This window comes from Klebsiella sp. 7-CIP_Kleb. (assembly GCF_050378655.1).
GTDB classification, from domain to species: Bacteria; Pseudomonadota; Gammaproteobacteria; order Enterobacterales; family Enterobacteriaceae; genus Klebsiella; species Klebsiella quasipneumoniae.
This window is the reverse complement of sequence record NZ_JBNRLJ010000006.1, coordinates 24224-42339: the sequence shown is the minus strand read 5'-3', so window position 1 is coordinate 42339 and position 18116 is coordinate 24224. Positions and strand designations below refer to the sequence as shown.

At 59.1% G+C, this 18116-nt stretch carries 16 protein-coding genes and 1 pseudogene; 13 read left to right on the top strand and 4 right to left on the bottom strand.

The window, feature by feature from the left end; all coding sequences use genetic code 11:
• Positions 1-264 precede the first annotated feature (264 nt).
• Positions 265-825, top strand: coding sequence for an ADP compounds hydrolase NudE (gene nudE, locus ACQUTI_RS19215; protein WP_004202164.1), 561 nt, complete (start codon positions 265-267; stop codon positions 823-825).
• A 53-nt stretch (positions 826-878) separates the two neighbouring features.
• Here the strand turns inward: nudE and mrcA are convergent, their stop codons facing one another.
• Positions 879-3437 (bottom strand): peptidoglycan glycosyltransferase/peptidoglycan DD-transpeptidase MrcA, encoded by a 2559-nt coding sequence (gene mrcA / locus ACQUTI_RS19210; RefSeq protein ID WP_023319249.1) that lies wholly within the window; start codon positions 3435-3437, stop codon positions 879-881.
• A 118-nt stretch (positions 3438-3555) separates the two neighbouring features.
• On the opposite strand from mrcA, the pseudogene ACQUTI_RS19205 reads away from it, so the two are divergent.
• The 12 genes and pseudogenes from ACQUTI_RS19205 (at position 3556) to trpS (ending at position 13510) form a co-directional block, all read left to right on the top strand.
• Positions 3556-4357, top strand: a pseudogene (locus tag ACQUTI_RS19205) (pilus assembly protein).
• A complete protein-coding gene (locus tag ACQUTI_RS19200) occupies positions 4341-4874 on the top strand; it encodes a PilN domain-containing protein (RefSeq protein WP_049004049.1) in 534 nt (177 codons plus the stop codon). Before ACQUTI_RS19205 ends, ACQUTI_RS19200 begins: the two are co-directional and overlap by 17 nt.
• Positions 4864-5292 carry a hypothetical protein gene (locus tag ACQUTI_RS19195; protein WP_049116364.1) on the top strand — a complete coding sequence of 143 codons (429 nt, stop codon included), beginning with the start codon at positions 4864-4866 and terminating at the stop codon, positions 5290-5292. The genes ACQUTI_RS19200 and ACQUTI_RS19195 overlap by 11 nt, the downstream gene beginning before the upstream one ends.
• Positions 5282-5659, top strand: a complete 378-nt coding sequence (locus ACQUTI_RS19190) for a HofP DNA utilization family protein (protein ID WP_186602613.1) — start codon at positions 5282-5284, stop codon at positions 5657-5659. Before ACQUTI_RS19195 ends, ACQUTI_RS19190 begins: the two co-directional genes overlap by 11 nt.
• Entirely contained in the window at positions 5598-6836 is a 1239-nt protein-coding gene (gene hofQ / locus ACQUTI_RS19185; RefSeq protein WP_048325904.1) for a DNA uptake porin HofQ, read from the top strand. The genes ACQUTI_RS19190 and hofQ overlap by 62 nt, the downstream gene beginning before the upstream one ends.
• 270 nt (positions 6837-7106) lie before the next feature.
• A complete protein-coding gene (gene aroK, locus ACQUTI_RS19180; protein ID WP_002920267.1) occupies positions 7107-7628 on the top strand; it encodes a shikimate kinase AroK in 522 nt (173 codons plus the stop codon).
• Between the two features lie 55 nt (positions 7629-7683).
• Positions 7684-8778, top strand: a complete 1095-nt coding sequence (gene aroB, locus ACQUTI_RS19175) for a 3-dehydroquinate synthase (RefSeq protein ID WP_428923341.1) — start codon at positions 7684-7686, stop codon at positions 8776-8778.
• Between the two features lie 84 nt (positions 8779-8862).
• The gene (gene damX / locus ACQUTI_RS19170) at positions 8863-10158 is read left to right on the top strand and encodes a cell division protein DamX (RefSeq protein WP_004202177.1); all 1296 of its coding nucleotides are present in this window, start codon (positions 8863-8865) and stop codon (positions 10156-10158) included.
• Positions 10159-10236: 78 nt separating this feature from the next.
• On the top strand, positions 10237-11064 hold the full coding sequence (dam, locus tag ACQUTI_RS19165; protein ID WP_004202178.1) for an adenine-specific DNA-methyltransferase: 828 nt from the start codon (positions 10237-10239) through the stop codon (positions 11062-11064).
• Between the two features lie 17 nt (positions 11065-11081).
• Positions 11082-11759, top strand: coding sequence for a ribulose-phosphate 3-epimerase (gene rpe / locus ACQUTI_RS19160; RefSeq protein WP_004202179.1), 678 nt, complete (start codon positions 11082-11084; stop codon positions 11757-11759).
• Positions 11752-12513, top strand: a complete 762-nt coding sequence (gene gph, locus ACQUTI_RS19155) for a phosphoglycolate phosphatase (protein ID WP_004202180.1) — start codon at positions 11752-11754, stop codon at positions 12511-12513. Before rpe ends, gph begins: the two co-directional genes overlap by 8 nt.
• Positions 12506-13510, top strand: a complete 1005-nt coding sequence (gene trpS / locus ACQUTI_RS19150; RefSeq protein ID WP_002920253.1) for a tryptophan--tRNA ligase — start codon at positions 12506-12508, stop codon at positions 13508-13510. Before gph ends, trpS begins: the two co-directional genes overlap by 8 nt.
• 74 nt (positions 13511-13584) lie before the next feature.
• Here the strand turns inward: trpS and cysG are convergent, their stop codons facing one another.
• The 3 genes from cysG to nirB all read right to left on the bottom strand — a co-directional run bounded on the left by cysG (position 13585) and on the right by nirB (position 17978).
• Entirely contained in the window at positions 13585-14958 is a 1374-nt protein-coding gene (cysG, locus tag ACQUTI_RS19145) for a siroheme synthase CysG (RefSeq protein ID WP_004202185.1), read from the bottom strand.
• A gap of 153 nt (positions 14959-15111) precedes the next feature.
• Positions 15112-15438: a nitrite reductase small subunit NirD gene (gene nirD / locus ACQUTI_RS19140; RefSeq protein ID WP_004202186.1), complete on the bottom strand. Its 327-nt coding sequence runs from the start codon at positions 15436-15438 to the stop codon at positions 15112-15114.
• The gene (gene nirB, locus ACQUTI_RS19135; RefSeq protein ID WP_017899950.1) at positions 15435-17978 is read right to left on the bottom strand and encodes a nitrite reductase large subunit NirB; all 2544 of its coding nucleotides are present in this window, start codon (positions 17976-17978) and stop codon (positions 15435-15437) included. Before nirB ends, nirD begins: the two co-directional genes overlap by 4 nt.
• Between the last annotated feature and the right edge of the window lie 138 nt (positions 17979-18116).

The following is an 18116-nucleotide window of genomic DNA, read 5'->3' as shown; positions in this document are numbered from 1 at the left end:
AACGTCAAGCTGCAGTGTTAGCGGCGCACCTGCTTGCAGGGTAGTAAATATGTCATGCAGCAGCGTATTAGCTTACCAAAAACGTTAAAGGCCAGAAATCGGTAAATTCTCAAAGAGAATTCAAGCTATTGACTTTTTTATCTTTATTACTTTCCCCTTTGCAGGGAAAAGGTTACAACTCTGTAAATAAGTAGCGATTTGGATTGCCGAAAGCGTGTTGCGTATCGCACAATGACTGCTTAATCACAGCATAGACCGATGACAATGAGCAAATCATTACAAAAACCCACCATTCTCAATGTTGAAACTGTCGCCCGTTCGCGCCTCTTTAATGTCGAAAGCGTCGATCTGGAATTCAGCAACGGTGTGCGTCGCGTTTATGAACGTATGCGGCCTTCCACCCGCGAAGCGGTGATGATTGTGCCGATTGTTGATGATCATATTATTTTGATTCGCGAGTATGCCGTCGGGACGGAATCCTACGAACTGGGCTTCTCCAAAGGGCTGATTGATCCGGGTGAAACCGTGGATGAAGCGGCCAATCGCGAGCTGAAAGAAGAGGTTGGCTTCGGCGCCAATAAGCTGACGTTTCTGAAGAAGCTCAGTATGGCTCCCTCTTACTTCTCCAGCAAAATGAACATCCTGGTGGCGGAAGATCTCTATCCGGAGTCGCTGCCGGGCGATGAGCCCGAGCCGCTGCCGCAGGTGCGCTGGCCGCTGGCGCAGTTGATGTCGCTGCTGGATGAAGAAGATTTTAACGAGGCCCGCAACGTTAGTGCGCTGTTTTTAGTGCGGGAATGGTTGCAGGCCCAGGGCCGACTCTGAACGAGCGTTTACGCTAAGCAGCAATAAAAAAGCGCCCGCAGGCGCTTTTTTTGTCAGAACAGCTCGTGGGTTTCACCGCCGCCGTCAGTCAGGGTGGTGCCCACCTCATGGACCGCCTGCTGCGTGGGCTGGGTACCCTCAATAAAGTATTCCGCCCGGCTGTTGCCACCGTTCGCCAGCTGACCGGTGCTGCGATCGATATTCACCGTGACGATTCCCGGCGGCGGCGTTAATGGCTCTTCCGGAACGCCTTCCAGCACGCTCTTCATAAAGCTGTCCCAGGCCGGCTGGGCGCTTTTGGCGCCGCCTTCGTAGCCGGAGATCTGATCTTTAATCGCCCCCGATGCGGTGGTCCGGCCAAGATCGCGACGATGATCGTCAAAGCCGATCCAAACCGAGGTCACCACGCCCGGTCCGTAGCCTGAGAACCAGGCGTCCTTCGAGCTGTTGGTGGTCCCGGTTTTGCCGCCGATGTCATGCCGCTGCAGGTCACGTCCGGCGCGCCAGCCGGTTCCCATCCAGCCCGGTTCGCCAAAGATGTTGCTGTTCAGCGCGCTCTTGATCAGGAAGGCCAGCGGGGTGTTGATCACATGCGGCGCGTATTCCTGGGCGCCGCTCTGCGCCACCAGTGACTGATTGGCCTGCTCCAGCTGCGGCTGCGGCGGCACGGTGCCATTCTGCGGTTCCGTCGAGGTGGCGACATCTTCCACATCTTTGTTTTCCAGCACGTTGGATTTTGGCGTATCGCCGTAAATCACCGGTAAATCACACTGCGGGCAGGCGATTTTCGGACGCTCTTCGAAGAGGACCCCGCCCTGATCGTTCTCAATCTTACTGATAAAGAACGGGTTCACCAGGAAGCCGCCGTTGGCCATCACCGAATAACCGCGGGCGACCTGCAGAGGCGTAAAGGAGGCGGAGCCCAGCGCCAGTGATTCGGTGTGGACAATGTTTTGCGCCGGGAAGCCAAAGCGCTGCAAATACTCGGCGGCATAGTCAACGCCCATGGCGCGCATGGCGCGCACCATGACCACGTTTTTCGACTGCCCCAGGCCCTGGCGTAAACGAATCGGACCAGCATACTGCGGCGGCGAGTTTTTCGGCCGCCAGTCGGAACCGGCTCCGGCGTCCCAGCGCGAGATTGGCACATCGTTGAGCATGCTTGCCAGAGTTAAGCCTTTATCCATCGCAGCCGTGTAGAGGAATGGCTTGATGTTGGAGCCGACCTGGCGCAGCGCCTGAGTGGCGCGGTTGAACTTGCTCTGGTTAAAGTCAAACCCACCGACAAGGGCGATAATCGCGCCGTTTTGCGGGTTAATGGAGACCAATGCCGAGTTGACGTCCGGGACCTGCGACAGCCACCAGCTGTCTCCCACTTTGCGAACCCAGATCTGCTGCCCGGCCTGCACGACGTCGTTGACTTTACGCGGGGTCGCCCCCTGCTGCGTATCGGAGATAAAGCGGCGAGCCCAGCGCACGCCGTCCATCGTCAGCGAAACGGAGTCGCCGTTAGCCAACAGCGCGACGGCCTCCTGGGCATTCGCGGAGGTGACCACCGCAGGAGAAAGCGGGCCAAAGCCAGGCTGGCGCTTCAGGGCGTCAACGATCTTTTTCGCCTCCCACGGCGTTTCGCCGACCTTCCACAGCACGCTGGCCGGGCCGCGGTAGCCGTGACGCATATCGTAATCCAGCACGTTATTGCGGACCGCCTGCTGGGCCGCCTGCTGGTTTTTGCGGGTAATCGTGGTGTACACCCGGTAGCCATCTTCGTAGGCCTGCTCGCCGTAGCGATTCACCATCTCCTGGCGCACCATTTCGCTCAGATAGGGCGCGGAGAAGGCGATTTTTGGCGCGTGGTAGCTGGCGTCGATGGGTTCGCTGCGCGCCTCATCGTATTGCGCCTGGGTGATGTACCCCTCGCTCAGCATACGCGACAGCACCACGTTGCGCCGGGCTGTGGCGCGATCCATCGAATAGAGCGGGTTAAAAGTGGACGGGGCTTTCGGCAGACCGGCAATCACCGCCATTTCGCTGAGGGTCAGCTGGTCGATAGGTTTGCCAAAATAGACCTGCGCCGCGGCGCCGACGCCATAGGCGCGGTAGCCGAGGTAAATCTTGTTCAGGTACAGCTCAAGGATTTCATCTTTGTTCAGCAGCTGCTCGATGCGGATAGCCAGAAAGGCCTCTTTAATCTTACGCATCAACGTCTTCTCGGGGCTGAGGAAGAAGTTACGCGCTAACTGCTGGGTGATGGTGCTGGCGCCCTGCGAGGCGTGGCCTGAAAACATCGCCACGCTGGCGGCGCGGAAAATACCCACCGGATCGACGCCGTGATGCTCATAGAAACGACTGTCTTCGGTAGCGATAAACGCTTTCACCAGCTCGGGGGGAATTTGCTGCAACGTGACAGGGATACGGCGCTTTTCGCCGTACTGCGCAATAAGCTCACCGTCGGCGCTATAGACCTGCATCGGGATCTGCAAACGCACATCCTTCAGGGTTGCGACGTCGGGGAGTTGCGGCTCTATGTATTTGTAGAGGCCAAAAATCGAGCCTGCTCCCAGCAGTACGCAACAGACTGCAAGGATCAATAGATACTTTACGAACTTCACCGGTGTTTTCCCATTTAGTTTTATTTGGGCAGTTTATAAACAAACGCGCGGTAGTATAAAGGCAAGCCAGGTGCATTGATATAGCCGGACAGTTTTGCCGGATAAGGAGATCGTAAGCATGGCTTTCAGAAACTGGCGGATCGGAATGCATATCCAACAAGATAGCATTGCCATTGTCGCGCTACTGTTTGAGCGCTCACACTGGGCGCTGCGCCGCTGGTGGCGCATTCCGCTGCCGCCAGGCCTGGTGCGGCAGGGGATGGTGGCGGACGTCAGCGCCCTCGGCTCACGGCTGGCAGCCTGGCGGCGGGAGCTACCGGTACAGCATCAGATCAATATCGCCTTTCCCGCGGCTCGCACGCTGCAAAAACGCGTGCCTTATCCCCAGTTCGCCCTGCGAGAGCGGGAACAGGCGACGTGGATAGCCAGCGCCATGACCCAGCAGCTGGCGATGCCCGCCTCCTCTCTCTGTATTGATTATGCGCCCACCTCGCGAAATGACGGCTGGCAGGTTACGGCGGCGCAGCGGCTGGATATCAATGTTCTGCGGGAGCTGGCAGGGCGGTTGCGGCTGCGGGTAGCTGCCATCGTACCGGATGCCAGCGCGCTCGGCGCTTTTTTCCCCTGGGTGACGGCAGCAGAGCAAGGCCTGGCGTGGCGGGATGAAAAGCACTGGCTATGGGCGACCCATGAGGCCTGGGGCTGTGACGCCTGCGATGCGATAGGGTCCTTGAGCCAGCTGGCGGGGCAGCTTCAGGTTCCTCTGCGCTTGTGCGCTGACGCGGGCGACGAGGCCAGTCGTTTTGATGTCTGGCAGGTGGTTCACCGCCGGCAGCCTCCGCTGCCAGCCGATGGCGATCGCTACGCCATTGCCCTTGGGCTGGCGCTGGGGGGGCGGGCGCCATGACGCATGTCGTTAATCTTCTCCCCTGGCGTGACCTGCGTCGCCGCCAGCGCCTGCGCTACACCCTGTTGTTAGCCATCGGTATCGTGCTGCTGGCGGGGATGATCCTGCTGGTGGGGCGAACGGCTGGTCTACAGCGCGACGCCCTGGCGAGGCTCCACGCGACGGCCGACGCAGCGCTGCTCGCCTCGCTCAAACAACGTGAACAGGCGATGCGCGAAGCGTGGCAGCAGCATCAACGCCAGCGCCAGCAGCTCCAGCGCAGATCGACGATCGCTGCCTGGCAACCCCGACTAATGGCGCTCGCGGCGGACCTGCCCGCTCAGGCATGGCTGACGCGGCTGGAGTACCAGGGGGCGCGCCTGACGCTGGATGGCCTGGCCCTCAATTTGCAGGCGCTGGCCGGAGTGGAGGCTTCTCTGGCCAGCGTCACGGGATTCGCACCGGCTAAAGCCGGCGGAACGCAGCGCGACGCCGAGGGGCGCTGGCGGTTCAGTTTCACCCTGTCGGGAGCGCGCGCCGATGAGGATTAATACCCTGCGCACCCGGGCGGGGCTGCTGATCCTGCTCGCGATGGGGCTGACGGGGGGCGGCGTGGCGCTTTGGCGCGATGCCCGGCCGCCGCTGGCGGCGCTGTCCCGCGATGGCGCTCTGCAAACGCAGTGGCGGCGGATCATGGCGCTGCGCATCCCTGACGGTGAAAGATCCGGGGAGCGCATCGACAAGCAGCCGTTCTCGCCCATAGCCATTCCGCTCGCCGGGGCGAAGCTAATCGCCTGGCATCCGCAGGGGAGCGGCGGCGAGATGGAGCTGGCTCTCTCCTGGCCGACGGTACCCGCTCTGTTTTCATGGCTGGCGCGCAGCGGGATGAACCCGCGTTCGTTCTCGCTGGAGCGCGAGGGGCAGGCGCTGCGCATGCGGCTGCAGCTGGAGGCGGAAGATGGTTGGTAAATGCTGGGTTTTGCTGTGGTTGCCGCTGTCGCTGCTGGCGGCCGAGCGCGATCCTTTTCAGCCGGTTGAGGATCCCTGCCGCGCGGCGCAGCTGTCGCAATGGCGTTATGGCGGCGCGGCCGGCAATGGTGCAGGCTGGATGGGTTTTTTGCAGGACGGAAGCGGCACGTGGCGACGGGTGCGCCTGGATGAGCAATTGCCCACGGGCTGGCGGGTGAACCGGCTGACGGACAGTGAACTGGACATCGTCACGCCTCCGGGATGTGAACCGCCAGCGTGGCGCTGGCAACGTAAAGGAAAACAAGATGATGCGATGGATAAGCCTGCTTTTGCTGCTACCGCTGGCGGTGGTCGCCGCGCGAAATGATAAGCCGGTTTCGCTGGTCGTTGACGACGCGCCAGTGGCCCAGGTGCTGCAAGCCCTGGCCGAAATGAACCAGAAGAATCTCGTTGTCGCACCGGACGTCAGCGGCACGCTCTCCCTGCGCCTGCAGAAGGTTCCCTGGACCCAGGCGCTGCGGGCAGTGGCGGATAGCGCAGGCCTCTCTTTGCAACAGCAGGGGAAGGTCATCTACGCACATACGCAGGCCTGGCAAAAGGCCAACCTGGCGCAGCGCGAAGCGGAACAGGCGAAACGTCTGCAGAATCTGCCGCTGCGGGCGGAGAGCGTGACCCTGCACTATGCCGATGCCGAGGAGCTGGCTAAAAGCGGCGGTAAGTTGCTTAGCGCCCGGGGAAACCTGATGGCGGACAAGCGGACCAATCGGCTGCTGATCCGCGATGATGACCGCCATCTACCGGCGCTGAAGGCCTGGGCGCAGGAGATGGATCTGCCGGTCGGACAGGTGGAGCTGGCTGCCCATATTGTGTCAATGAGCGAAACCAGCCTGCGTGAACTGGGGGTGAAATGGCGGCTGGCGGAGGCTGAAAGCACGCCGGGATCCGGGCGCATCACCACCCTAAGCAGCGATCTGTCAGTCAACGACGCCAGCACCCGCGCAGGCTTTAACATCGGCAAAATTAACGGGCGCTTGCTTGAGCTGGAGCTTTCCGCGCTGGAGCGCAAGCAGCAGGTCGAGATTATCGCCAGTCCTCGTTTGCTCGCCTCTCATATGCAGCCCGCCAGCATCAAGCAGGGGAGCGAGATCCCCTATCAGGTCTCCAGCGGTGAAAGCGGCGCCACGTCGGTGGAGTTTAAAGAGGCGGTGCTGGGCATGGAGGTGACGCCGACGGTGCTGCAGCAGGGGAGAGTGCGGTTGAAGCTGCGAATAAGCGAGAACACGCCAGGCCAGGTGCTGAAGCAGGATAACGGCGAGGCGCTGGCCATTGATAAACAGGAGATCGAGACCCTGGTGGAAGTCCGCAGCGGCGAGACCCTGGCGTTGGGCGGCATCTTTTCGCAGAAAAACAAAACCGCCCGCGACAGCGTCCCGCTGCTTGGCGATATCCCGGTGCTGGGGCGTCTGTTTCGCCGCGACGGGAAAGATAATGAACGCCGTGAACTGGTTGTCTTTATTACGCCACGGATTCTGGCAGTACGTTAAGCAGGTTTTTCATGCTAAACACGTTTCAGGTGTTTGACGTGAGGACGGATTTAGCATACAAGGGGTACCGATTTGAGAGTCGGGTACGACATCAATCCTCCCTTTATTGTCCGGCGATTTTATTCAGTTGCCAAACCAGCCGGAGTATTGAGATAATTTTTAGTCTGACTCTCGCTCTATTGCATATGAGGTTTCAGTTCATGCCCTGCGGCGCTGGGTGTCTGCGAAGCGGGTTTATCATTAACGAATAGTCTTAGTAGTACCGAAAAAATGGCAGAGAAACGCAATATCTTTCTGGTTGGGCCTATGGGTGCCGGCAAAAGCACTATTGGGCGCCAGTTAGCCCAACAGCTCAACATGGAATTTTACGATTCCGATCAAGAGATTGAGAAACGCACTGGCGCTGATGTGGGCTGGGTCTTCGATGTTGAAGGCGAAGAAGGCTTCCGCGACCGTGAAGAAAAAATTATCAATGAGTTGACGGAAAAACAGGGAATTGTGCTGGCGACTGGCGGCGGCTCTGTAAAATCCCGTGAAACGCGTAACCGTCTCTCCGCCCGCGGCGTGGTGGTCTACCTGGAAACAACGATCGAGAAGCAGTTGGCCCGTACGCAGCGCGATAAAAAGCGTCCTTTGCTACAAGTCGATGCGCCGCCTCGTGAAGTACTGGAAGCGCTGGCTGACGAGCGTAACCCGCTGTATGAAGAGATCGCCGATGTGACTATCCGCACAGACGATCAGAGTGCGAAAGTCGTCGCGAACCAGATTATTCATATGCTGGAAAGCAACTGATTCTGGCTTAATAAAAGTGCGTCAGAGTAAAAGTCACTGAGGTGGATGTCGCGTTATGGAGAGGCTTACTGTTACCCTCGGGGAACGTAGTTACCCGATTACCATCGCGGCTGGTTTGTTCAACGATCCAGCTTCCTTCCTGCCACTTAAGTCGGGCGACCAGGCTATGCTGGTCACCAACGAAACGCTGGCGCCGCTTTATCTGGATACCGTCCGCTCTGCGCTTGAGCAGGCAGGGGTCAACGTTGACAGCGTAGTCCTGCCCGACGGCGAGCAGTATAAAAGCCTGGCGGTGATGGATACCGTATTTACCGCGCTGTTGCAAAAACCCCATGGCCGCGACACCACGCTGGTGGCGCTCGGCGGCGGTGTTATCGGTGATTTAACCGGTTTCGCCGCGGCAAGCTATCAGCGCGGCGTGCGTTTTATCCAGGTCCCTACCACCCTGCTGTCGCAGGTCGACTCGTCGGTCGGCGGCAAAACCGCAGTGAACCACCCTCTCGGCAAAAACATGATTGGCGCCTTCTGGCAGCCGGTTTCCGTGGTGGTTGATCTTAACTGTCTGAAGACGCTGCCGAAGCGCGAACTCGCTTCCGGACTGGCTGAGGTCATTAAGTATGGGGTGATCCTCGACGGCGCCTTCTTCAGCTGGCTGGAAAACAACATTGATGCCTTGCTGGCGTTGGATGAAAAGGCCATGGCGTACTGCATTCGCCGTTGCTGTGAGCTGAAAGCGGAAGTTGTGGCTGCCGACGAGCGTGAAACCGGGTTACGTGCTTTACTCAATCTTGGACATACCTTCGGCCATGCTATCGAAGCGGAAATGGGCTACGGTAACTGGCTGCACGGCGAAGCGGTGGCGGCAGGTATGGTGATGGCGGCGCATACGTCCGAACGGCTGGGGCAGTTCCGCGAGCAGGATACTCAGCGCCTTATCGATCTGCTCAAGTGTGCAGGCTTACCGGTACGCGGCCCGCAGGAAATGCGTGCGCAGGCGTATTTGCCCCATATGATGCGCGATAAGAAAGTACTGGCTGGCGAAATGCGGCTGGTGCTCCCGCTCGCAATAGGAAGCAGCGAGCTGCGCGGCGGAGTGCCGCACGATGTGGTTCTTGGCGCGATTGCTGACACTCAGCAGGCGCAACAATAAGAAGGTCTGGCCGCGTTCGCGCGGCGTTATCATTTCGGGTGATGTGCAATAATCGTGAGCATAAGCCTTTTAGTGGGGTGTTAAATGGATGATTTCAAACCAGAAGACGATATGAAAGCCGATCGCAACGATCGTCGTGCTGGTCGTTCCCGTCAGTCTTCCGAGCGTGATGCCGATCCGCAGATCAATTTTGACGATGTCGATCTTGATGCCGATGAAGGCCGTCCGACGCGCGCCGGCAAGGCCCGTCGTGAGCGTGAAGAGGAAGAATTCGAAGAAGAACTGGATGCGGAAGATGAGGAGATGCTCGAAGAGCAGCCTGTAGAGCGTCGTCCGCGTAAGCGTAAAAAAGCGCCGGCGAAACCCGCTTCCCGCCAGTACATCATGATGGGCGTGGGCATTCTGGTACTGTTGCTGTTAATCGTGGGTATCGGTTCCGCGCTGAAATCGCCATCTTCTTCCAGCCAGCAGACCGCTTCCGGCGAGAAGAGCATTAATCTGTCTGACGACCAGTCCACCAGCACGCCAGCTGCCGGCCAGGATCAGACTGCCGCCAATACCACCACCCAGCAGGACGTCACGGTACCGCCTATTGCCGCGAACCCGACCCAGGGCCAGGCCGCGGCAGAGCCGCAGGGCCAGCAGCGCGTTGAAGTTCAGGGCGATCTGAATAATGCGTTGACCCAGCAGCAGGGCCAGCTGGACGGCGCCGTAGCTAACTCGACGCTGCCAACTGAACCGGCAACCGTCGCGCCGATCCGTAATGGCGCCAGTGGCACCGCGGCGCCGCGCCAGACGACCGAACGTCAGACGGCGGCAACGCCGCGTCCTGCTGAGCGTAAGCACACCGTCATCGAAGCGAAGCCGCAGCCGAAACCACAGGCGGTGGCAAAAGCGCCGGTAGAAACGAAGCCGGTTCAGCCGAAGCATGTTGAAAGCGCGGCGACCACTGCCCCGGCGAAAACGACCGTCGCGGAAAGCAAACCGGTAGCCACCGCGCAGAGTAAACCTGCAGCACCAGCAACCACCACCACTGCTGCGCCAGCCGCAACGGCGGCCGCGGCAGCGCCGGCGGCGAAGAGCGGTAAAACGGCAGGCGACGTCAGCTCGATGAAATCTGCGCCGTCGGGTAACTATACCCTGCAGCTCAGCAGCTCCTCTAACTATGAAAACCTGAACAACTGGGCGAAGAAAGAGAAGCTGGACAGATATGTTGTCTATGAAACGTCACGTAACGGCCAACCGTGGTACGTGCTGGTGAGCGGTATCTATTCATCGAAAGATGAAGCGAAACGCGCGGTCACCTCGCTGCCGCCGGACGTGCAGGCGAAAAATCCATGGGCAAAACCACTGCATCAGGTTCAGGCTGATCTGAAATAATGCCGTGGGGTAGTCTTAAGCGCAGGATGCTGTCGGAGCTTTCTCCACAGCCGGAGAACGTGTAATTAGTTAGGCAGCATGAAAAAGAATCGCGCTTTTCTAAAGTGGGCAGGGGGGAAGTACCCCCTGCTTGACGATATTAAAAAGCATTTGCCGGAAGGTGAGTGCTTAATCGAGCCCTTTGTGGGCGCCGGGTCGGTATTTCTCAATACCGACTTTTCTCGTTATATCCTCGCGGATATCAACAGTGATTTAATCGGCCTGTACAACATCGTCAAATTGCGCACCGACGAGTACGTCGCTGCCGCCCGCGAGATGTTTACCCCGGAAAATAACGTCGCTGAGCGCTACTACCAGTACCGTGATGAGTTCAATCAGAGCCAGGACCCGCTGCGTCGCGCGGTGCTGTTCCTGTATCTGAACCGTCACGGTTACAACGGCCTGTGTCGCTACAATTTGCGCGGCGAGTTCAATGTGCCGTTTGGCCGCTATAAGAAGCCCTATTTCCCCGAGGCTGAGCTCTATCATTTTGCCGACAAGGCGCAAAACGCTGAGTTTTACTGCGAATCTTATGAAGAGTGCATGCAGCGTGCGGATAGCCGCACGGTGGTGTATTGCGATCCGCCCTATGCGCCGTTGACGGCGACGGCGAACTTTACCGCCTACCACACCAACAGCTTCAACCTGGAGCAACAGGTGCTGCTGGCGCAAAAGGCGGAATCGCTGATGAAGAAACGGATCCCGGTGCTGATTTCCAACCACCGCACGCCGTTGACGCAGGAGTGGTATAAAAACGCGGCAGAAACGCATATTGTGAAGGTTCGGCGCAGCATCAGCAGCAACGGTGGTACGCGTAAAAAGGTGGACGAGCTCTTAGCGCTCTACCGTCCGCCTAAGACCAAATAAATTTCAAGGAGATGCGGATGAAGCAGTATTTGATTGCCCCTTCGATTCTGTCGGCTGATTTTGCCCGTCTGGGTGAGGATACCGCGAAGGCGCTGGCGGCGGGTGCGGATGTCGTGCACTTCGACGTCATGGACAACCACTACGTGCCGAACCTGACGATTGGCCCGATGGTGCTGAAGTCGCTGCGTAACTACGGTATTACCGCGCCGATCGACGTCCACCTGATGGTGAAGCCGGTCGACCGCATCATTCCTGATTTTGCCGAAGCTGGCGCCAGCATCATCACCTTCCACCCGGAAGCCTCCGAACACGTCGACCGCAGCCTGCAGCTTATCAAAGAGCATGGCTGTAAAGCGGGCCTGGTGTTTAACCCCGCGACGCCGCTGAGCTATCTCGATTATGTGATGGATAAACTGGACGTCATCCTGCTGATGTCGGTTAACCCGGGCTTTGGCGGCCAGTCCTTTATTCCCCAGACGCTGGATAAACTACGTGAAGTGCGCCAGCGCATCGATGCGTCCGGCTACGACATCCGTCTGGAAGTGGATGGCGGGGTGAAAGCGAGCAATATCGGCGAAATCGCCGCGGCGGGCGCGGATATGTTCGTTGCCGGTTCGGCGATCTTCGGCCAGCCGGACTACAAGAAAGTGATTGATCAAATGCGTAGTGAATTAGCGAAGGTGAGTCATGGATAAATTACAGGCGATCCGCGGCATCGCGTTTGATCTCGACGGCACGCTGGTGGACAGCGCGCCGGGTCTGACCGCCGCCGTTGATAACGCCCTCTACGCCCTGGAACTGCCGGTGGCGGGAGAAGAGCGCGTCGTAACCTGGATCGGCAACGGCGCCGATGTCCTGATGGAGCGGGCGCTGAGCTGGGCTCGCCAGGAGCGTGCCACGTTACGTGCGGCGATGGGCAAGCCTTCCGTCGACGATCATGATATTCCGCAAGACGAACAGCTGCGCATTTTGCGTAAACTGTTTGACCGCTATTACGCCGAAGCGGCGGAAGAGGGCAGTTTCCTGTTTCCGGCAGTGGCCGATACGCTCGGCGCGCTGCAGGGCAAAGGTCTGCCGCTGGCGTTGGTGACCAATAAGCCGACGCCGTTCGTCGCCCCGCTGCTGGACGCGCTCGATATTGCGAAATATTTTACCGTGGTGATCGGCGGCGATGACGTCCAGAACAAAAAGCCGCATCCGGAACCGCTGCTGCTGGTAGCGCAAAAGCTCGGCCTGACGCCGGAGGCGCTGCTGTTCGTCGGCGATTCACGTAATGATATTCAGGCGGCCAAAGCGGCTGGCTGCTGCTCGGTTGGCCTGACCTACGGTTATAACTATGGCGAACCGCTTGCGCTGAGCGAGCCGGACTATCTCTTCGACCAGTTTAATGAACTCTTACCCGCTCTCGGGTTACCGCACAGTGAAACTCAGGAATTGAAACATGACTAAGCCCATCGTTTTTAGTGGCGCACAGCCCTCAGGTGAACTGACCATTGGCAACTACATGGGTGCGCTGCGTCAGTGGGTAAACATGCAGGACGATTACCACTGCATCTATTGCATCGTGGATCAGCACGCCATCACCGTGCGCCAGGATCCGCAGCAGCTGCGTAAGGCGACGCTGGACACCCTGGCGCTGTATCTGGCCTGCGGCATCGACCCGCAGAAAAGCACTATCTTCGTTCAGTCGCACGTGCCGGAACACGCCCAGTTAGGCTGGGCGTTGAACTGCTACACCTATTTCGGCGAACTGAGCCGCATGACCCAGTTTAAAGACAAGTCCGCGCGCTACGCGGAGAACATCAACGCCGGTCTGTTTGATTATCCGGTACTGATGGCCGCTGACATCCTGCTGTACCAGACCAACCAGGTTCCGGTGGGCGAAGATCAGAAACAGCACCTTGAACTGAGTCGCGATATCGCCCAGCGTTTTAACGCCATCTACGGCGATATTTTTAAAGTGCCTGAGCCGTTTATCCCTAAATCCGGCGCGCGCGTGATGTCGCTGCTGGAGCCGACGAAAAAGATGTCCAAGTCCGACGACAACCGCAACAACGTCATCGGCCTGCTGGAAGACCCGAAATCGGTGGTCAAGAAGATCAAACGTGCGGTCACCGATTCCGACGAGCCGCCGGTGGTGCGCTACGACCTGAAAGAGAAAGCGGGCGTCTCCAACCTGCTGGATATCCTCTCCGCGGTCACCGGGAAAACCATTCCTGAGCTGGAGCAGCACTTCGAAGGCAAAATGTATGGCCACCTGAAAGGCGAAGTCGCCGAAGCGGTATCGGGCATGCTGATTGACCTGCAGGAGCGCTATCACCGTTTCCGTAACGACGAAGCGTTTCTCAACCAGGTGATGAAAGACGGCGCAGAAAAGGCCAGCGCGCGGGCTTCTCAAACCCTGAAAGCGGTATACGAAGCGATTGGCTTTGTCGCCAAGCCGTAAGCGACGCAACAGCTAAACAGGGCGGGATTATCCCGCCCTTTTTTATGCCTGTCGTTCACGCCGCGAGGCGAAGGTTAGTGGTTCGAGAACCAGTTCAGTTTATCCCGCAGGCCGACCACGCGGCCGACAATGATCAGCGCCGGGCTGGCCATCTGCTGCGCCAGAATATCCAGCTGTCCTAAGGTGCCGCTGACCACTTTTTGCGTCACGGCGGTGCCGTTCTCGACGATGGCGGCAGGCATATCTTCCGCCATGCCGTGGGCGATAAGCTTCTCGCGGATCGCCGGCGCCTGGTTCAGACCCATGTAGAACACCAGAGTCTGCTTCTCCACCGCCAGGTTCGCCCAGTCCAGCTCGCCGCCGGTTTTCAGATGGCCGGTGACCAGGCGCACGCCCTGGGCGAAATCGCGATGGGTCAACGGGATCCCCGAGTAGGCGGAGCAGCCGGAGGCGGCGGTGATGCCTGGCACAACCGAGAAGGGGATCCCCGCCTCGCAGAGGGTCTCCAGCTCCTCTCCGCCGCGGCCAAAGATAAAGGGATCGCCGCCTTTCAGCCGGACCACGCGTCTTCCTTTTTGCGCTTCGCGCAGCAGGATCTGGTTGATCTCCTCCTGAGGCACGCAGTGATAGCCTGAGCGCTTGCCAACGAACACCCGGTCGGCATCGCGGCGCACCAGATTCATGATGTCGTCGGAGACCAGTCGGTCATAGACCACCACGTCGGCCTGCTGGATCTGCTGCAGGCCTTTGAGCGTGAGCAGCCCGGCGTCACCGGGGCCGGCGCCAACCAGGACGACCTCGCCGCGATGCTCTAACGGCTCGGTCAGCAGTTGCTCGGTGGTATCCGCCACCGCCTGCCGATCGTCATTGGCCAGCGACTGCGCCAGGCGGTCGTTAACGAACAGCTTCTCCCAGAACCGTCGGCGTTCGCCTACGGTGGCAAACTGCTGCTTGACGCGAGCGCGCAGATGGCCGGCGTAGCGGGCCAGCTGACCAAGATGCAGGGGTAAGATTGACTCCAGCTTCTCGCGCAGCAGGCGCGCCAGCACCGGTGATGTCCCGCCCGAGGAGACGGCGACCATCAGCGGCGAGCGGTCGATGATCGACGGCATGATAAAGCTGGCCTGGCGCGGGGCATCCACCACGTTACAGAAAATACGCCGTGCTTCGGCCGCGTCGCTGACCTGCTGGTTCACTGTTTCATTATCGGTAGCGGCGATGGCCAGCCAGCAGTTGTCCAGCAGCGAGGGGATAAACTCCCCCTGCACCAGGGTCAGCATCTGTGAATCGGCCCACACCTGAAACTGAGGGGTAAAGTCGAGCGCATTGACCGTGACGTTTGCGCCAGCATCCAGCAGCAGACGGGCCTTGCGTTCGGCGACATCCCCGCCGCCAACCAGTAAACAATCTCGCTGGCGTAACTGGCAGAATATGGGTAAGTGATCCACAGAATAACCTCATAAAAATAAGGGATAGAAAGTGAGTGGTCGTAGAATAGCAGCAAAGGTAATACAAAACATGCGACATATCCCGCACTCATGCGCTGTCGGTCAGAAGTGTTACTTATATCTCCCCCCGTGACCGGGGGGAGGAAGCGGGACTCACGCTTTAAGCTGAACGTGGCCGTCTTTTACCCGGGCGTCGAAACGGGCGATAGAGTGGCTGGCATCTTCCATACACAGGCCGTCGCTCAGGCGGAAGCGCTGTTTTTTCAGCGGGCTGGCAACCCACAGGGCGCCGTCATGCTCGGCGATAATTCCGCGAGACAGTACGCTGGCGTTAAAGAACGGATCAATGTTGCTGATGGCGAACACCCTGTCGTCATGATAGGGACGGAAGATCGCCACCTGCTGCTGACCGAGCAGGGCGCAGACGCCGGTGGCGGGCAGGATGTCGTCAATTTTGCAGATGTTTACCCACTGGCTCATGCTTTTTCCTCCACCAGAGTAACCGGGATACGCTCATACGGCGTGGCCGGGCGATGCTGGTCACGTTCCGGCACCACCTGAACGTTCGGGTCGCGCTGGTCGCTGTTGATAAAGTGTTTGAAGCGAGTCTGCGCCGCCGGGTTATTGACGGTCTCGGTCCACTCGCAGGCGAAGGCGGCGCGCAGGCGAGCCAGCTCCTCTTCCAGATGGTCGTTCAGACCGAGCTTGTCATCGATGATCACGCTGCGCAGATAGTCGATCCCGCCTTCCATGTTGTCCAGCCACGGCGCGGTGCGGGTCAGCTTATCGGCGGTGCGGATGTAGAACATCATAAAGCGGTCGAGATACGTAATCAGCGTCTCGCGATCGAGGTCCGCGGCCAGCAGATCGGCGTGGCGCGGCTTCATCCCCCCGTTACCGCATACGTACAGGTTCCAGCCTTTCTCGGTGGCGATGATCCCGACGTCTTTGCCCTGGGCTTCCGCGCATTCGCGGGTACAGCCGGAGACGCCGAACTTCATTTTGTGCGGGGTGCGGATGCCTTTGTAGCGGTTTTCCAGTTCGACGCCGAAGCCGACGCTGTCGCCGACCCCGTAGCGGCACCAGGTGCTGCCGACGCAGGTTTTCGCCATCCGCAGCGCTTTAGCGTAGGCGTGGCCGGTTTCGAAGCCCGCTTCAATCAGCTGCCGCCAGATCTCCGGCAGGTCGTCTTTCTGCGCGCCAAACAGGCCGATGCGCTGGGAGCCGGTGATTTTGGTGTACAGATTGAATTCACGAGCGATACGGCCCACGGCGACCAGCCCTTCCGGGGTGATTTCGCCGCCCGCGGAGCGCGGAATGACCGAGTAGGTGCCATCTTTCTGGATGTTGGCGAGGAAGTTGTCGTTGGTGTCCTGCAGCGGCGTGTGCTGAGGCTTGAGGATGTACTCATTCCAGCAGGAGGCCAGCAGGGAGCCGACGGTCGGTTTACAAACTTCACAGCCGTAGCCCTGGCCGTGTTTGGCCAGCAGTTCGTCGAAGGTTTTGATGCCTTCCACGCGGATCAGGTGGAACAGCTCCTGGCGGGAGTAAGCGAAGTGTTCGCACAGGTTGTTGTTGACCTCGATGCCCTGTTTCGCCAGCTCGGCGTTGAGCACCTGGGTGACCAGCGGGATACAGCCGCCGCAGCCGGTACCGGCCTTGGTTTCCGCTTTCAGCGCCGCGACGGTATGGCAGCCTTTGTTAATGGCGGCGATCAGGTCGCCTTTGCTGACGTCAAAGCAGGAGCAGATTTGCGCGCTGTCCGGCAGTTTATCGACGCCGATCGACGGTTTGCCGCTGCCGGCGTGGGCCGGGAGGATCAGCGAATCCGGATTCTCCGGCAGCTCAATGGCGTTGAGCACCAGCTGCAGCAGGTTACCGTAGTCGCTGGTGTCGCCGACCAGCACCGCGCCGAGCAGGGTTTTGTTGTCGGCGCTGACGATCAGACGCTTATAGACTTCTTTGCTTTCGTCAAGATAGACGTAGCTGCGGGCGCCCGGCGTGCGGCCGTGGGCATCGCCGATGCCGCCCACGTCCACGCCCAGCAGCTTCAGCTTGGCGCTGAGGTCGGCGCCGGTGAAGCTGTTTTCACTGCCGAGGAGGTGATCGACGGCCACCTGGGCCATTTTATAACCCGGCGCGACGAGGCCATACACGCGGTTGTTCCAGCTGGCGCATTCGCCGATAGCATAGATATCCGGGTCGGAGGTCTGGCAGCTATCGTTGACCATGATGCCGCCGCGCTGGGCAACCGCCAGCCCGCACTGGGTGGCCAGTTTATCGCGCGGGCGGATCCCGGTAGAGAAGACGATGAAATCGACCTGCAGCTCGCTACCGTCGGCGAAGCGCATGGTTTTGCGCGCCTCGATGCCCTGCTGAACGATCTCTTTGGTGTTTTTACTGGTGTGAACTTTCACGCCCATGCTTTCAATTTTGCGCCGCAGCTGCTCGCCGCCCATCTGGTCGAGCTGCTCGGCCATCAGCATCGGCGCGAACTCGATAACATGGGTTTCCACGCCGAGGTTTTTCAGCGCGCCTGCGGCTTCGAGGCCGAGCAGACCGCCGCCGACCACCGCGCCGCGTTTACTGCGACGGGCGCAGGATTCAATGGCGTTGAGATCTTCAATGGTGCGATAGACGAAGCAATCCTGGGTTTCCGCGCCTTTAATCGGCGGGATCCAGGGGTATGAGCCGGTCGCCATGATCAGCTTGTCGTAGAACACCGTGCGCCCGGCGCTGGAGTGGATCACCTTCTCCTGGCGGTTGATGGTGATGGCCCTTTCGCCGACCAGCACCTTGACGCCGTGTTTCTCATAGAAACCTTCGCGGACCAGCGACAGCTCTTCTGCGGTATGGTGGGAGAAATAAGACGACAGGTGGACACGGTCGTAGGCGATACGCGGCTCTTCACAGAACACGGTAATGTCGAATTGTCCGGCAGGCGCCTTATCAAGAAGCTCTTCGATAAAGCGATGGCCAACCATGCCGTTACCGATAATAGCGATTCTGACTTTGCTCATTTTTGCCTCGATTTCTTTTCTATTACCGCCTACCTTAACGATTCAGCCATCAGGCTTATTGATGCAAATCAATGACAACTTCACCTACCACTTAATGGGTATATAATTGATTTGTCTGTATTTTTCTAAGTTGTGGAA

Excerpts from the sequence above, each read along its gene's own strand:
- damX (WP_004202177.1), top strand. The coding sequence starts at position 8,863 with ATGGATGATTTCAAACCAGAAGACGATATGAAAGCCGATCGCAACGAT.
- nirD (WP_004202186.1), bottom strand. The coding sequence starts at position 15,438 with ATGAGCCAGTGGGTAAACATCTGCAAAATTGACGACATCCTGCCCGCC.
- gph (WP_004202180.1), top strand. The coding sequence starts at position 11,752 with ATGGATAAATTACAGGCGATCCGCGGCATCGCGTTTGATCTCGACGGC.
- trpS (WP_002920253.1), top strand. The coding sequence starts at position 12,506 with ATGACTAAGCCCATCGTTTTTAGTGGCGCACAGCCCTCAGGTGAACTG.
- nudE (WP_004202164.1), top strand. The coding sequence starts at position 265 with ATGAGCAAATCATTACAAAAACCCACCATTCTCAATGTTGAAACTGTC.
- nirB (WP_017899950.1), bottom strand. The coding sequence starts at position 17,978 with ATGAGCAAAGTCAGAATCGCTATTATCGGTAACGGCATGGTTGGCCAT.
- dam (WP_004202178.1), top strand. The coding sequence starts at position 10,237 with ATGAAAAAGAATCGCGCTTTTCTAAAGTGGGCAGGGGGGAAGTACCCC.
- hofQ (WP_048325904.1), top strand. The coding sequence starts at position 5,598 with ATGATGCGATGGATAAGCCTGCTTTTGCTGCTACCGCTGGCGGTGGTC.
- ACQUTI_RS19200 (WP_049004049.1), top strand. The coding sequence starts at position 4,341 with ATGACGCATGTCGTTAATCTTCTCCCCTGGCGTGACCTGCGTCGCCGC.
- aroK (WP_002920267.1), top strand. The coding sequence starts at position 7,107 with ATGGCAGAGAAACGCAATATCTTTCTGGTTGGGCCTATGGGTGCCGGC.
- ACQUTI_RS19190 (WP_186602613.1), top strand. The coding sequence starts at position 5,282 with ATGGTTGGTAAATGCTGGGTTTTGCTGTGGTTGCCGCTGTCGCTGCTG.
- ACQUTI_RS19195 (WP_049116364.1), top strand. The coding sequence starts at position 4,864 with ATGAGGATTAATACCCTGCGCACCCGGGCGGGGCTGCTGATCCTGCTC.
- rpe (WP_004202179.1), top strand. The coding sequence starts at position 11,082 with ATGAAGCAGTATTTGATTGCCCCTTCGATTCTGTCGGCTGATTTTGCC.
- aroB (WP_428923341.1), top strand. The coding sequence starts at position 7,684 with ATGGAGAGGCTTACTGTTACCCTCGGGGAACGTAGTTACCCGATTACC.